This window comes from Serratia sp. JKS000199, from assembly GCF_900215455.1.
In the GTDB taxonomy this organism is placed as follows: domain Bacteria; phylum Pseudomonadota; class Gammaproteobacteria; order Enterobacterales; family Enterobacteriaceae; genus Serratia; species Serratia ureilytica.
In genome coordinates this window covers 1,014,845-1,027,841 of the sequence record NZ_LT907843.1, presented here as the reverse complement: position 1 = coordinate 1,027,841, position 12,997 = coordinate 1,014,845, and the positions used below count along the sequence as shown (strand labels likewise).

Annotated in this window: 16 protein-coding genes; 7 read left to right on the top strand and 9 right to left on the bottom strand. The window is 59.2% G+C overall.

Annotated features, from left to right (window positions below; translation table 11 throughout):
- Positions 1–52: 52 nt before the first annotated feature.
- From artP to CPH57_RS04965, 7 genes are all read left to right on the top strand, one after another.
- Positions 53–781, top strand: coding sequence for an arginine ABC transporter ATP-binding protein ArtP (gene artP / locus CPH57_RS04995; RefSeq protein WP_089192582.1), 729 nt, complete (start codon positions 53–55; stop codon positions 779–781).
- Positions 782–813: 32 nt separating this feature from the next.
- A complete protein-coding gene (artJ, locus tag CPH57_RS04990; protein WP_033642533.1) occupies positions 814–1,545 on the top strand; it encodes an arginine ABC transporter substrate-binding protein in 732 nt (243 codons plus the stop codon).
- Positions 1,546–1,554: 9 nt separating this feature from the next.
- Positions 1,555–2,271 carry an arginine ABC transporter permease ArtQ gene (gene artQ, locus CPH57_RS04985; protein ID WP_025159684.1) on the top strand — a complete coding sequence of 239 codons (717 nt, stop codon included), beginning with the start codon at positions 1,555–1,557 and terminating at the stop codon, positions 2,269–2,271.
- Positions 2,271–2,939 carry an arginine ABC transporter permease ArtM gene (gene artM, locus CPH57_RS04980; RefSeq protein WP_033650651.1) on the top strand — a complete coding sequence of 223 codons (669 nt, stop codon included), beginning with the start codon at positions 2,271–2,273 and terminating at the stop codon, positions 2,937–2,939. The genes artQ and artM overlap by 1 nt, the downstream gene beginning before the upstream one ends.
- A gap of 199 nt (positions 2,940–3,138) precedes the next feature.
- Positions 3,139–3,873, top strand: a complete 735-nt coding sequence (gene artJ, locus CPH57_RS04975) for an arginine ABC transporter substrate-binding protein (RefSeq protein ID WP_015377297.1) — start codon at positions 3,139–3,141, stop codon at positions 3,871–3,873.
- A gap of 101 nt (positions 3,874–3,974) precedes the next feature.
- Complete coding sequence (locus CPH57_RS04970; protein WP_004928423.1) at positions 3,975–4,226, top strand: type II toxin-antitoxin system Phd/YefM family antitoxin; 252 nt, start codon at positions 3,975–3,977, stop codon at positions 4,224–4,226.
- Positions 4,216–4,500, top strand: coding sequence for a type II toxin-antitoxin system RelE/ParE family toxin (locus CPH57_RS04965; RefSeq protein WP_033633469.1), 285 nt, complete (start codon positions 4,216–4,218; stop codon positions 4,498–4,500). Before CPH57_RS04970 ends, CPH57_RS04965 begins: the two co-directional genes overlap by 11 nt.
- Here CPH57_RS04965 and rlmC read toward each other — a convergent pair.
- The 9 genes from rlmC to CPH57_RS04920 form a co-directional block, all read right to left on the bottom strand.
- Entirely contained in the window at positions 4,497–5,624 is a 1,128-nt protein-coding gene (gene rlmC / locus CPH57_RS04960; protein WP_046686757.1) for a 23S rRNA (uracil(747)-C(5))-methyltransferase RlmC, read from the bottom strand. The two genes, CPH57_RS04965 and rlmC, sit on opposite strands and share 4 nt — an antisense overlap.
- A 68-nt stretch (positions 5,625–5,692) precedes the next feature.
- Complete coding sequence (locus CPH57_RS04955; protein ID WP_046686756.1) at positions 5,693–6,172, bottom strand: YbjO family protein; 480 nt, start codon at positions 6,170–6,172, stop codon at positions 5,693–5,695.
- A 161-nt stretch (positions 6,173–6,333) separates the two neighbouring features.
- Positions 6,334–7,179, bottom strand: coding sequence for a putrescine ABC transporter permease PotI (gene potI, locus CPH57_RS04950; RefSeq protein ID WP_042784088.1), 846 nt, complete (start codon positions 7,177–7,179; stop codon positions 6,334–6,336).
- Complete coding sequence (gene potH / locus CPH57_RS04945) at positions 7,176–8,138, bottom strand: putrescine ABC transporter permease PotH (RefSeq protein WP_096242100.1); 963 nt, start codon at positions 8,136–8,138, stop codon at positions 7,176–7,178. The genes potI and potH overlap by 4 nt, the downstream gene beginning before the upstream one ends.
- 24 nt (positions 8,139–8,162) lie before the next feature.
- Positions 8,163–9,296 (bottom strand): putrescine ABC transporter ATP-binding subunit PotG, encoded by a 1,134-nt coding sequence (gene potG, locus CPH57_RS04940; protein WP_046686754.1) that lies wholly within the window; start codon positions 9,294–9,296, stop codon positions 8,163–8,165.
- Positions 9,297–9,416: 120 nt separating this feature from the next.
- A complete protein-coding gene (gene potF, locus CPH57_RS04935) occupies positions 9,417–10,526 on the bottom strand; it encodes a spermidine/putrescine ABC transporter substrate-binding protein PotF (RefSeq protein ID WP_033642524.1) in 1,110 nt (369 codons plus the stop codon).
- A 406-nt stretch (positions 10,527–10,932) separates the two neighbouring features.
- A complete protein-coding gene (locus CPH57_RS04930; RefSeq protein WP_004938666.1) occupies positions 10,933–11,412 on the bottom strand; it encodes a YbjN domain-containing protein in 480 nt (159 codons plus the stop codon).
- Between the two features lie 136 nt (positions 11,413–11,548).
- Positions 11,549–12,451 (bottom strand): 30S ribosomal protein S6--L-glutamate ligase, encoded by a 903-nt coding sequence (gene rimK / locus CPH57_RS04925; protein ID WP_033642523.1) that lies wholly within the window; start codon positions 12,449–12,451, stop codon positions 11,549–11,551.
- 56 nt (positions 12,452–12,507) lie between these two features.
- On the bottom strand, positions 12,508–12,822 hold the full coding sequence (locus CPH57_RS04920) for a YbjC family protein (protein WP_042784084.1): 315 nt from the start codon (positions 12,820–12,822) through the stop codon (positions 12,508–12,510).
- Positions 12,823–12,997: the final 175 nt, after the last annotated feature.

Below are 12,997 nucleotides of genomic sequence, written 5' to 3'. Positions count from 1 at the left end.
TATTCTGTGGAAGTTAACATTTGCGGCATCAATGTCTATTCAATTCTGGCGCATGAGTATTCAACTTAACGGTATCAATTGCTATTACGGCGCTCACCAGGCGCTGTTTGACATCACGCTGGAATGTCCAGCCGGGGAAACCCTGGTGCTGCTTGGCCCAAGCGGCGCCGGGAAAAGTTCATTGCTGCGGGTGCTGAACCTGCTGGAAATGCCGCGTTCGGGTCAGCTAAAGATCGCCGGCAACCAATTCGATTTCAAGCAGGCGCCGGGCGAAAAAGCCATTCGCGAACTGCGGCAAAATGTCGGCATGGTCTTCCAGCAATACAACCTGTGGCCTCACCTCACCGTGGTCCAGAACCTGATCGAAGCGCCTTGCCGCGTGCTGGGTCTGACCAAGGCTCAGGCGATGGAGCGCGCCGACAAGCTGCTCAAGCGTCTGCGCCTGACCGACTTCGCCGATCGCTTTCCGCTGCACCTTTCCGGCGGCCAGCAGCAGCGCGTAGCGATCGCTCGCGCCCTGATGATGGAGCCGCAGGTGCTGCTGTTCGATGAACCGACCGCAGCGCTGGATCCGGAAATCACCGCTCAGATCGTCAGCATCATTCGCGAACTGGCCGGCACCGGCATCACTCAGGTGATCGTCACCCACGAAGTGGAAGTGGCGCGCAAGACCGCCAGCCGCGTGGTGTACATGGAAAACGGCCATGTGGTGGAGCAAGGCGACAGCAGCCACTTCACGCAGCCGCGGACCACCGAGTTTGCCAACTACTTATCACACTAACAATTAACTTGCTGTAATTTGGGGAGTTTGCGATGAAAAAACTAATAATCGCCGCCGTTCTGGCCGGCATCAGCGTTTCCGCCTCCGCAGCCGAAACCATCCGTTTCGCTACCGAAGCCTCCTATCCTCCATTTGAATTTATTGACGCCGGCAACAAAATTCAGGGTTTTGATGTCGATCTGGCCAACGCGCTGTGCAAAGAGATGCAGGCCGAGTGCACCTTCACCAATCAGGCGTTCGACAGCCTGATCCCAAGCCTGAAGTTCAAGCGTTTCGATGCGGTCATGGCCGGTATGGACATTACACCGGAGCGTGAAAAGCAGGTGCTGTTCACCAAGCCGTACTACGATAACTCGGCGCTGTTCATCGCGCAGAAAGGCAAAATCGCCGACGTGGCGGCGCTGAAAGGCAAGAAAGTCGGCGTGCAAAACGGCACCACTCACCAAAAATACCTGACCGACAAGCACCCGGAAATCACCACCGTGCCTTACGACAGCTACCAAAACGCCATTTTGGATCTGAAGAACGGCCGCGTTGATGCGGTGTTCGGCGATACTGCGGTGGTCAACGAGTGGCTGAAGCAGAATGACGCGCTGGCGACAGTGGGCGCCAAAGTAACGGATAAAGACTACTTCGGCACCGGCCTCGGCATCGCGGTACGCCAGAAAAATACCGATCTGCAGGGCAAGTTCAACGCCGCCCTGGACAAGATCAAGCAGGATGGGACCTATGAAACCATCTACAAAAAATGGTTCCAGCAGTAATACGCCCCGATGAATGAATTACAACCTTTAGCAAGCGCCGCCGGCATGACCGTCGGCCTTGCCGTTTGCGCCCTGATCCTCGGGCTGATTCTGGCGATGCTGTTCGCCGTATGGGAATCGTCCCGCTGGAAAGCCGTCAGCTGGCTCGGCACCGCCTGGGTGACCGTGCTGCGCGGCCTGCCGGAAATCCTGGTGGTGCTGTTTATCTATTTCGGCTCGTCGCAGCTGCTGCTGATGCTCTCCGACGGCTTTACCCTTAACCTCGGTCTGTTTCAGTTGCCGATTCAGCTGGCGATCGACAATTTCGAAGTCAGCCCGTTCCTGTGCGGGGTGATCGCCCTGGCCTTGCTCTATTCCGCCTACGCCTCGCAGACGCTGCGCGGCGCGCTCAAAGCGGTGCCGCAGGGGCAGTGGGAATCCGGCCAGGCGCTGGGTCTCGGCAAAGCGGCGATCTTCTTTCGCCTGATCATGCCGCAGATGTGGCGCCATGCCCTGCCCGGCCTCGGCAATCAGTGGCTGGTGCTGCTGAAAGACACCGCGCTGGTGTCGCTGATCAGCGTGAACGATCTGATGTTGCAAACCAAAAGCATCGCCACCCGCACCCAGGAACCCTTTACCTGGTACGTGATCGCGGCGGCCATCTATCTGCTGGTGACGCTGTTCAGCCAATACGTCATCAAGCGCATTGAGCTGCGCGCCACGCGGTTTGAACGGGGGCCGGTCTGATGATTGAATATTTACCGGAAATCCTCAAAGGGCTGCATACCAGCCTGACCCTGACCGTCGCCGCGCTGCTGGTCGCGCTGCTGCTGTCGCTGCTGCTGACGGTGATCCTGACGCTGAAAACGCCGGTTCTGACGCCGCTGGTCAAGGCCTACGTGACGCTGTTCACCGGCACGCCGCTGCTGGTGCAGATCTTCCTGATCTACTACGGCCCCGGTCAGTTTCCGGCGATTCGCGACTACCCTTGGCTGTGGAACCTGCTGTCGCAGCCCTGGCTGTGCGCGATGATTGCGCTGGCGCTGAACAGCGCGGCCTATACCACGCAACTGTTCTACGGCGCGGTGCGCGCCATCCCCGCCGGACAATGGCAGTCGTGCGAAGCGCTGGGCATGTCGCGCCGGCAGACGCTGCGCATTCTGCTGCCGTTCGCCTTCAAGCGCGCGCTGTCGTCTTACTCCAACGAAGTGGTGCTGGTGTTCAAAAGCACGTCGCTGGCCTACACCATCACGCTGATGGAAGTGATGGGCTATAGCCAGCTGATGTACGGCCGTACCTACGACGTGATGGTGTTCGGCGCCGCAGGTCTGGTGTATCTGTGCGTCAACGGCCTGCTGACGCTGCTGATGCGGCTGGTGGAGCGCCGCGCGTTGGCGTTTGAGCGCCGCAACTGAAGCCATCCCCCTTTCCAGCCCCGCCATTGCGCGGGGCTTTTTTTATCCCCATTGCAATATTTAATCATTTATATTGCATTTTAATTCACTCAGTGGCAGGGTTGTCAGCAGGTGTCCTCGCAAAAACCTCTGGCGATTACCAGTAAAAACAAACGATAGCGAAATAATCACTTTCAGGATCCAGACAGGAGCTCTACGCATGAAAAAACTGCTGCTTGCCGCGACGATGTTGGCCGGAATGACCTTTAACGCCACCGCAGCCGAGACTATCCGCTTCGCCGCCTCCGCCACCTATCCGCCGTTCGAATCGCTGGACGCCAACAACCAGATCGTCGGCTTCGATATCGACTTGGCCAACGCGTTGTGCAAACAGATGCAGGCGCAGTGCACTTTCACCAACCAGGCGTTCGACAGCCTGATCGCCGCGCTGAAATTCAAAAAATACGATGCGGTGATTTCCGGTATGGATATCACGCCGGAGCGCAGCAAACAGGTCGCCTTCACCCAACCTTACTATGCCAACTCGGCGATTGTGATCGCGCAAAAAGGCAAGTTCAGCTCGCTGGCTGATCTGAAAGGCAAAAAGCTCGGCATGGAAAACGGCACCACCCACCAGAAATACATGCAGGACAAGCACCCGGAGATTAACACCGTCTCTTACGACAGCTACCAGAACGCTATTCTGGAGCTGAAAAACGGCCGTATCGACGGCGTCTTCGGCGATACCGCCGTAGTGAACGAGTGGCTGAAAACCAACCCGCAGCTGGCGCCGGTCGGCGAACATATCACCGATGCGCAATACTTCGGCACCGGCCTTGGCATCGCGGTGCGTCCGGACAACCAGGCGCTACTGGCCAAGCTGAACGCCGCGCTGGACGCCATCAAGGCCGACGGCACCTACAAGGCCATCAACGACAAATGGTTCCCGCAGTAAGTCCGCATGTGGAGTCGCCATCCTTCGGCGGCTCCATCCGATTGCCACCCCATTCGGTTAGTGCTAAATTTGATACTGAATTTAGCATCAAGGATAACATCATGACGGTTCAACCCATTCTCGCCGACTCCGCAGTCAGCATCAGCGATTTTAAAAAATCGCCCAACGCCGCCCTTAAAGAGGCACAAGGGCAACCGGTCGCCGTCCTGACCAACGGTAAGATTTCGGGATATTACGTCTCTCCGGAAACCTGGGAGGCGATCGCGGAATACCTGGAAGATATCGAACTCGCTGAAATCGTTCGTTCACGGATGAACGGCAAACGCATTAAGGTCAATTTGGATGACTTATAAGCTTGAATTCGAAGAACATGCGCTGAAGGAATTTAAAAAACTGTCCCCGGTGATCCGGGAACAGTTCAAAAAAAAGCTGGCATCGGTGCTGGTTAATCCCCACGTCCCCGCCAACAAACTCGCCGGTTTGCCCGATTGCTACAAAATCAAACTCAGAGCCTCAGGCTTTCGTTTGGTATATCGCGTCATGGAAACGGAGATCGTGGTTCTGGTCCTGTCTGTGGGCAAACGCGAACGTTCAGCGGCTTACACGGCTGCCAAAAAGCGCCTTTAACGCCGCACCAACAGCGTCAACACTTCGTAGTGCGCGGTATGCGGGAACATGTCGAACAGCTGCACCCGTTCGATGCGGTATCCCGGCAACATCTCGATATCTTTCGCCATGCTCTCGGCGTTGCAGCTGGAATACAGAATGTAATCCGGCGCCATCCGGCTCAAATAATCGCACAGCGCCTGGCCGATGCCGCGGCGCGGCGGGTTGACCAACACCAACTGCGGCACCTGCCCTTCGGCGGTGGCGAAGCGGGTGGAATCGAGCGCCTGAAAATCGACCTGCAGCATCCCCAATCGCTGCGCCGACTGGCGCGCGCAGGCGATCGCTTCCGCGCTGATTTCGATGCCGGTCAGGCGAGTTTGCGGCTGCGCGCAGTGCAGACCGAAACCGCCGACGCCGCAAAACAGATCCCACATGCTGTCGATACCCAGCGCGCGCACCCAGTCGCGGGCGGTGGCATACAGATCGGCGGCCACCTGCGGGTTGGTTTGGAAGAAGCTTTGCGGGCGGATGAACAGCGGCACCTGATTGAACTGTTCCTCCAGCGCCTGCTGTTCGGTCAGCGCGATCTCGCGCTCCCCTTCCATGATCGCCATATGCACCGGCTGAATATTGGCGGAGATCACCTTGAGCTGCGGCAGCTGCTGCTGCAGCCACGGCAGCGCGGCGCGCAGCTGCGCCAGCTTGGTTTCCGAGCGCAGCACGAAGCGCAGCATCACGCCGCCGTCGAGCGTGCTTTCGGTCAGCAGCAGGTATTTCAGCTCGCCGCGTTTGCGCGCCACGTTATACGGCGTCAGGCCGGCGCGGGCGATGAAGCTTTTCAGCACCGCAAACATCGGCGCAAAGCCGGCGGGATACAGCGGGCAGTCGCTCAGATCGACCGGCGTGCCGTCGCGGTGCAGCATGCCGAGCAGCGGGCGCTCCACGCTGCCGCTGACCACCATCTTGGCTTTATTGCGAAATGCGCTCAGTTCCCCCGCCGCCGGCTGCAGCCACTGCGCGACATCGCGCCCGGCCAGCAGCGATTGCAGGTGATGCTGTTTGTCGGCCAGCTGCTGCGAATAGGGCTTTTCCAGCCACTGACAGGAACGGCAGGTGCCCGCCGTATACAAAGCGCAATGCATGAAGATACCGTGAAGTCCAGGATGACGAATTAAGGGCGCAGAGTTTACCACTCCGCGCACCTAAAATCTCACTTGCGCGCGGTGAAGAAGCGGCGGCTGGCGGTGGGGACGAACAGCAGCGCCAGGATCACCGCGTCGGGGACCTTTTGCAGGATCAGAACGTGCAGGATTTGGCCGCTGGTTTCCCCTTCCACGGTGAATACCTCGGGGAAGACGCTGCCGATGGTGGCCAGCAGCAGGTAAAGCACCACGATGCACTGACAGGCCACGTAGCCCCAGCGCCCCCAGTTGCGGCCGCGCATCACCGCAAAACCGCAGCTGATTTGCAGGCACAGCAGCATCAGCCCGGCCAGAAAGATAAAGGTGGAATCCCACGCCTGCGCGCTGGTGCTGACAAACTCCTTCGCGCCGTCGACGCCCAGCTCGCCCAGCAGCAGCACCACGCTGATACACTTGATCGCCACCATGGCGGTGCCCGCCACCATCACCGGCACCGGCGCATCTGAAGTCGATCTTATTCCCTGCCCGCTTTTCAGCATGTCTGACATATCCGTGTTCCGCTACGACGCGCCACTGCCCCTACGCCTTTCGCATTGCCGCGTTGTTGGCGGCAGTGTGAAATTCATTGGAGCCATTCAAATGGCGCATGTAAAGTCAGGTAGTTAGTTGCAATACTTATTGATTGCAAAAATAGCAGGTTTGTTACGATTCAGCTACGGGCCGCCCGCTGCAATTCACGCGATCGTTGTTTTTCCGAGCGCGCCATAAACCACCAGGCGATCAGGCCGAGAATGCCCACCACCAGCAGGATCAGGCTGGCCAGCGCGTTAATTTCCGGATTCACCCCCATGCGCACGCTGGAGAACACCAGCATCGGCAACGTGGTGGCGCCCGGGCCGGAGACGAAACTGGCGATCACCAGATCGTCCAGCGACAGGGTAAACGCCAGCATCCAGCCGGAGATCAGCGCCGGCGCAATCATCGGCAAGGTGATGACGAAAAACACCTTCAGCGGCGGCGCCCCCAGGTCCATCGCCGCCTCTTCAATTGAGCGATCCACCTCGCGCAAGCGCGAACTGATCACCACCGCCACATAAGCGGTACAGAAGGTGACATGCGCCAGCCAAATGGTGAACATGCCGCGTTCCGACGGCCAACCGAAGGCGTGCCCCATCGCCACGAACAGCAGCAGCAACGACAGGCCGGTGATCACGTCCGGCATCACCAGCGGCGCGGTCAGCATAAACGCGAAACCGGTCGAACCGCGAAAACGGCCGAAACGCACCATCACCACCGCAGCGATGGCGCCCAGCACCACCGCGGCAGTGGCGGCGGCGGCGGCGATGGTCAGGCTGAGCCCCACCGCGCTAATCATCGCCGAATCGTGGAACAGTTCGCTATACCAGCGCGTGGACCAGCCGGCCCACACCGTCACCAACTTGGAGCTGTTGAAGGAGTAAATCACCAGCATCAGCATCGGCGCATACAGGAAGGTAAAGCCGACAGTCAGGATGGCGATGCGCCACGGTGAACGCACTACCGGCAAGTTGTTCATGCCTGGCCTCCCATTTCCTTGTTCTGGTGCTTGTGGAACCACAATATTGGCACGATCAGCAACAGCAGCATGATGGTGGCGACCGCCGAGGCCACCGGCCAGTCGCGGTTATTGAAGAACTCCTGCCACAGCACGCGGCCGATCATGATGCTGTCCGGCCCGCCGAGCAGCTCCGGGATCACGAACTCCCCCACCGCCGGAATGAACACCAGCATCGAGCCGGCGATGATGCCGCCGCGCGTCAGCGGCACGATCACGCTGAAAAAGGTTTTCAGCGGCCGGGCGCCCAGATCCAGCGACGCCTCCACCAGCGAGTAATCCAGCCGGATCAGCGCCGTGTAGATCGGCAACACCATAAACGGCAGGTAGGAATAGACGATGCCGATATATACCGCCAGGTTGGTGTGCAGGATCACCAGCGGCTGGTCGATCACCCCTAACCACATCAGAAAGTTGTTCAGCGTGCCGTTGTTTTTCAGAATGCCCATCCAGGCATAGACGCGGATCAGGAACGAGGTCCAGGAAGGCAGGATCACCAGCAACAGCAGAATGTTGCGGGTCGACGCCTTGCTGTGGGCCACCGCCCAGGCCAGCGGATAGCCGATGATCAGGCAACACAGCGTCGAAATCGCCGCCACGCGCAGCGACTGCAGATAGGCGTCGATATACAGCGGATCGTCGGTCAGCTGCAGGTAGTTGGCGAAGTTGAGCGCGATGTTCAGTTTGCCGTCCACCCAGCTCATCAGCTCGGTGTAGGGCGGCACCGCCATCGCCAACTCCGCCAGGCTGATCTTGAACACGATCAGGAAAGGCAGCATAAACAGCAGCGTCAGCCATAAATACGGCAGCGCGATCACCAGCTTGCGGCCATGGGCCATCAGCAGGCGATGTAACAGCGCCCTGAGGGCGCCGGGCGCTTTGGCCGGCGGTTCCGGCGCGCGTTCAGAAAGCAGGGTCATACGGGTTACTCCTCACCGGATCCACTACACCGTCAACACGACGCAGCTGTCGGTTTCCCAACATAGACGCACTTCATCGCCCCAGGTGGGCATCCCCTTGCGGAAGCGGTGGCCGTTTTGCAGCTGGGCGCTGATGATCTGCCCGCTGTGCAGTTTCACGTGGTAGATGGACAGATCGCCCAGATAGGAAATGTGCGCCACTTCCCCCACCGCGAAGTTGCAGCCGTCTTCCGGCACTTGTTCGCACAGCAGGATCTTTTCCGGCCGCAGCGCGACCTGGATCGGCACGCCGTCCACCACCGAGGCGTCCGGATCCACTTTGATCGCATGGCGCAACCCCGGGCTTTGCAGGATCAGCGCATCGTCGTGGCGCTCTTGCAGCACGCAGTCGAAAATGTTGACCGAACCGATAAATTCGGCGCTGAAGCGGCTGTTCGGATGCTCGTAGATCTCTTCCGGCTCGCCGATCTGCACGAACTTGCCGCGGTTCATGATGGCGATGCGCCCCGCCATGGTCATCGCTTCTTCCTGATCGTGCGTCACCATCACGCAGGTCACGCCGACGCGCTCGAGAATGTCGGTCACTTCCAGCTGCATGCGGTCGCGCAACTTCTTGTCCAGCGCGCCCATGGGCTCATCCAGCAGCAGCAGCTTCGGCCGCTTGGCCAGGCTGCGCGCCAGCGCCACCCGCTGCCGTTGGCCGCCGGAAAGCTGGTGCGGTTTGCGCTTGGCGTACTCCTGCATGTGCACCAACGCCAACATTTCCGCCACCCGTTCGGCGATCTCCGCCCGCGGCATTTTGTCCTGCTTAAGGCCAAACGCGATATTCTGCTCCACGGTCATGTGCGGGAACAGCGCGTACGACTGAAACATCATATTGATCGGCCGCTGGTACGGCGGCACATGCGACATATCCTGCCCGTCGAGCACGATCTGCCCTTCCGTCGGCGGTTCGAAACCGGCCAGCATGCGCAGCAAGGTGGACTTGCCGCAGCCGGACGGGCCAAGCAGCGCAAAGATCTCACCCTTATAGATGGTGAGGCTGACGTCTTCGACCGCATTCTGCCCGTCGAAGGTTTTGGTGAGGTTACGGATTTCCAGCAGAGGGGTGAAAACCTTCTGCGACTTGGCTTGAGGACGAGGAATAGCGTCGTTCAATCGGGGTGCTCTCCGGCGTAAAGCGGCACAAAACCACGGCGAGCGCCGTGGCCCAAAACGGCAATGCAGGCGGGGAACACCCGCCTGCCGGTTTACCGACGATGGGGGGCTCCCCCATCATCACTTCCCGCTTTTAACTTTAGTCCATGCGCGGGTAATGACACGGTCCAGCTTCGGCGACTGCACGTTGAGCGTGAACAGCTTGGCGCGCAAATCGGCCGGCGGATAGACGTTCGGGTTATCGCGCACTTCGGCGTTCACCAGCGGCGTGGAATCTTTCACCGCATTGGCGTAGTAAATGTGATTACTGATGTCCGCCATCACGTCCGGCTTCAGCAGGAAGTTCAGGAACTGGTAGGCGGCGTCCTTGCTTTTGGCGTCCGCCGGCATAGCGAACATGTCAAAGTAGGTCAGCGCCCCCTCTTTCGGGATCGCATAGGCCACATTCACGCCGTTCTTCGCCTCTTTGGCGCGGTTGGCCGCCTGCATCACGTCGCCGGACCAGCCGATCGCCACGCAGATGTCACCGTTCGCCAGATCGTTGATGTACTGAGAAGAGTGGAAATAGCGGATGTTCGGCCGCAGCTTCAGCAGCAGATCGTTGGCCGCGCCGGTGTAGTCCGCCGCGTTGGTGCTGTTGGGATCTTTGCCCAGATAATGCAGCACGGTAGCGTAGACTTCGCTCGGCGCATCGAGGAAGGAGACGCCGCAGCTCTTGAGCTTCTCCAGGTTTTCCGGCTTGAAGATCAGATCCCAGCTGTTGACCGGCGCGTCTTTGCCCAACGCCGCCTTCACCTTGTCGACGTTATAGCCGATGCCGGTGGTCACCATCATGTAAGGGATGCCGTATTTGTTGTCTTTGTCGTTATGCGCCACCAGCTTCAGCATCTCGGGATCGAGATTTTTGTAGTTGGGGATCTTGCTCTTGTCGAGCGGCTCGAAAATGCCGGCCTGCGACTGACGCTCGAGGAAGTTGGATGAAGGGACCACCAAATCGTAACCGGTGCTGCCCGCCATCAGTTTGCCTTCCAACACTTCGTTGGAGTCAAAGACGTCGTACACCACTTTGATACCGGTTTCTTTCTGGAATTTGGCCAGGGTATCCGGCGCGATATAGTCGGACCAGTTATACACGTGCAGCGTTTTCTCTTCGGCTGACGCCGTGACGGACGCGGCCATCAACAGACCGGCAACCACACCCGATAACCACTTTTTACGTTGGGTGACCATCCGTAACTTCCTCCAAAACAGGGTAAATCATAGAATTGAACTTGTATCTGCAGCGATACAAAACCTTTCCTGATTGAGCGCAATCGTTGCAACCGCGAAATGAATGGCTATGCATATGATTGCATGCGCCTTTTTGCACTGCCCTGCTCGCGTGGTTACAAGGGAAATCGCAAGCCCTTTGCAGAATCAGCAGCATAGCCGCTGCCATCGCAACCCGCCAGCCCCCAGGGTAAAAAACGCCATTTATCGATTTTTTATGCAATTTTTCTCTATGTGATACGGCATTAACGGCTTAAAAGCCGAGAAAGATCGGGCGACAGAGGCCAAAGTGCAGAATATTTAATTGCGGAGGGGAATCACGGCAGCATGCCGCCGGAGCGACGGCATGCTTAAGGTACAGCGAGGATCAGTGCAGCATCGGCTGACGCACGGCGCCAGCGGGGATCTCTTCTTCGTCCCCCATAAACAGCAGATCGTTCGCCCGCGCCTCGAGGATCACCATCGAGACCTGCTCTTCGCCCTGCTGCATGAAGTGGGTGAACTGCTCGTAGGTGATGCCGACCGCCACGCTCAGCGACTGGCAGACGATCAGCTTCGGCAGGTTGTCGTCCTGAATGTCGACAAAGGCCTTGATGGTCAGCGAGCTGGCGTTGATCTGGCTCAGATCCGCCACCAGCGGGATCAGCGCGGTCGGCTTCACCTCGGCCAGCGCGGAGAACAGAATGACGTTGTCCACCAGATCTATCTTGGCGTCGAACACGCCGTCGAAGTTCTGCATGTGCGGCAGGTGCAGCGCCTGGCAGGAATCGCACTCAAAGAAAGAAATGCCCGACTGATCCAGCCAGCGCCGCAACAGCGCCAAATCGGGGACAATGAGTGAATCCATAATAACCAGCCTCACAATATTCAAAACGCGAAAAGGCGCATAGCTTACGGAATATTCACCCGATACGCCACGATCAATGCGGCTTAATTCACTAATTAAGATATTGCTCGGCGGGAAAAGCGCAACGCGCGTACCGTCAGCCGCCCGATTTCAGGCGGAACCCCGGCCGGCCGCGCTGCTCGATGTATTCGATCATCATGCCGGCAATGTCCAGCCCGGTAGTGGTTTCCACCCCTTCCAGCCCCGGTGAGGCGTTGACCTCCATCACCAGCGGGCCGCGCTCGGCGCGCAGGATATCCACCCCGGCGACGTCCAGCCCCAGCGTGTTCGCCGCTTTGACCGCAATCGCCCGCTCCCTGGCGGTGATGGTCACTTTGCGGGCGCTGCCGCCACGGTGCAGGTTGGAACGAAACTCGCCGGGCTTCGCCTGCCGCTCGATGGCGGCCACCACCCGGCCGCCCACCACCAGGCAGCGCACGTCACGGCCCTGCGCTTCGCGCACGTACTCCTGCACCAGAATATGGGCGTTCAGGCCGCGAAAGGCGTCGATCACGCTTTCCGCCGCCTGGCGAGTTTCCGCCAGCACCACCCCGATGCCCTGCGTGCCTTCCACCAGCTTGACCACCAGCGGCGCGCCGCCGACCAGTTCGATCAGATCGCCGGTATCGTCCGGTGAATGGGCGAAACCGGTGATCGGCAGATCGATACCCTGCCGGGCCAACAGTTGCAGCGAACGCAGCTTGTCGCGGGCGCGGGTAATGGCCACGGATTCGTTGAGCGGGTAGCTGCCAAGCAGCTCGAATTGGCGCAGCACCGCGGTGCCGTAAAAGGTGATGGCGGAACCGATGCGCGGGATCACCGCGTCATAACGCTCCAACTGACGGCCGCGATAGTGAATGGTCGGCGCCGCCGGGTTGATGTTCATATAACAGGAAAGCGGATCGATGATATCGATGCTGTGCCCGCGATCTTCCGCCGCTTCACGCAGCCGCTTGCACGAATAGAGCGATCCGTCGCGAGAAAGAATGGCAATTTTCACTCGTCACCCCAAAAAGGCCAACGCCTGCCCCGCAGGCGGGTTAGCGGCCGCGGCGCTCAGGCGCGCGGATCGCTGTCCTGATGATTTTTCGATACGTCCGTATCTTGCGGCTTGCGGCGATCGTTTTCCGGCGGCAGGCCGCCGCGCATCAGCGGCCCGAACCCCTGCACCACGCGCCATACCAGAAACGCCGCCGCCGGCACCATCAGCGCCACGCCGAGGAAAATCATGCCGACCGCCGCCTGCTGCGACGCCAGCCAGCCCGGCAGCTGCAGGTGCCCGTGAATGCTGAGGTAGGCCAATACCAGCATCACGATGCCCAGCCCTTCCAACACCAGCACTGGGCGCGGTAAGTCACCGAATGAACGCATATTTTTCTTCTCCAGAAGGTCTGCCCCCAGTGTAGTGAATTCCCGTCGACGACGACAGCCCCGGCAGACTAATTGGTTGCATGAATCAGATTAACAGGTAATTCCTGCTTTTTTTTCACCGCCTCAACGGGCATAGTAGGCGCCATCTGACGCAGGTAATGACTTTTTCGGTGAC

Excerpts from the sequence above, each read along its gene's own strand:
- artJ (WP_015377297.1), top strand. The coding sequence starts at position 3,139 with ATGAAAAAACTGCTGCTTGCCGCGACGATGTTGGCCGGAATGACCTTT.
- artM (WP_033650651.1), top strand. The coding sequence starts at position 2,271 with ATGATTGAATATTTACCGGAAATCCTCAAAGGGCTGCATACCAGCCTG.
- artQ (WP_025159684.1), top strand. The coding sequence starts at position 1,555 with ATGAATGAATTACAACCTTTAGCAAGCGCCGCCGGCATGACCGTCGGC.
- rlmC (WP_046686757.1), bottom strand. The coding sequence starts at position 5,624 with ATGCATTGCGCTTTGTATACGGCGGGCACCTGCCGTTCCTGTCAGTGG.
- potI (WP_042784088.1), bottom strand. The coding sequence starts at position 7,179 with ATGAACAACTTGCCGGTAGTGCGTTCACCGTGGCGCATCGCCATCCTG.
- artJ (WP_033642533.1), top strand. The coding sequence starts at position 814 with ATGAAAAAACTAATAATCGCCGCCGTTCTGGCCGGCATCAGCGTTTCC.
- CPH57_RS04970 (WP_004928423.1), top strand. The coding sequence starts at position 3,975 with ATGACGGTTCAACCCATTCTCGCCGACTCCGCAGTCAGCATCAGCGAT.
- CPH57_RS04965 (WP_033633469.1), top strand. The coding sequence starts at position 4,216 with ATGACTTATAAGCTTGAATTCGAAGAACATGCGCTGAAGGAATTTAAA.
- artP (WP_089192582.1), top strand. The coding sequence starts at position 53 with ATGAGTATTCAACTTAACGGTATCAATTGCTATTACGGCGCTCACCAG.
- potF (WP_033642524.1), bottom strand. The coding sequence starts at position 10,526 with ATGGTCACCCAACGTAAAAAGTGGTTATCGGGTGTGGTTGCCGGTCTG.
- CPH57_RS04955 (WP_046686756.1), bottom strand. The coding sequence starts at position 6,172 with ATGTCAGACATGCTGAAAAGCGGGCAGGGAATAAGATCGACTTCAGAT.
- CPH57_RS04930 (WP_004938666.1), bottom strand. The coding sequence starts at position 11,412 with ATGGATTCACTCATTGTCCCCGATTTGGCGCTGTTGCGGCGCTGGCTG.
- potH (WP_096242100.1), bottom strand. The coding sequence starts at position 8,138 with ATGACCCTGCTTTCTGAACGCGCGCCGGAACCGCCGGCCAAAGCGCCC.
- CPH57_RS04920 (WP_042784084.1), bottom strand. The coding sequence starts at position 12,822 with ATGCGTTCATTCGGTGACTTACCGCGCCCAGTGCTGGTGTTGGAAGGG.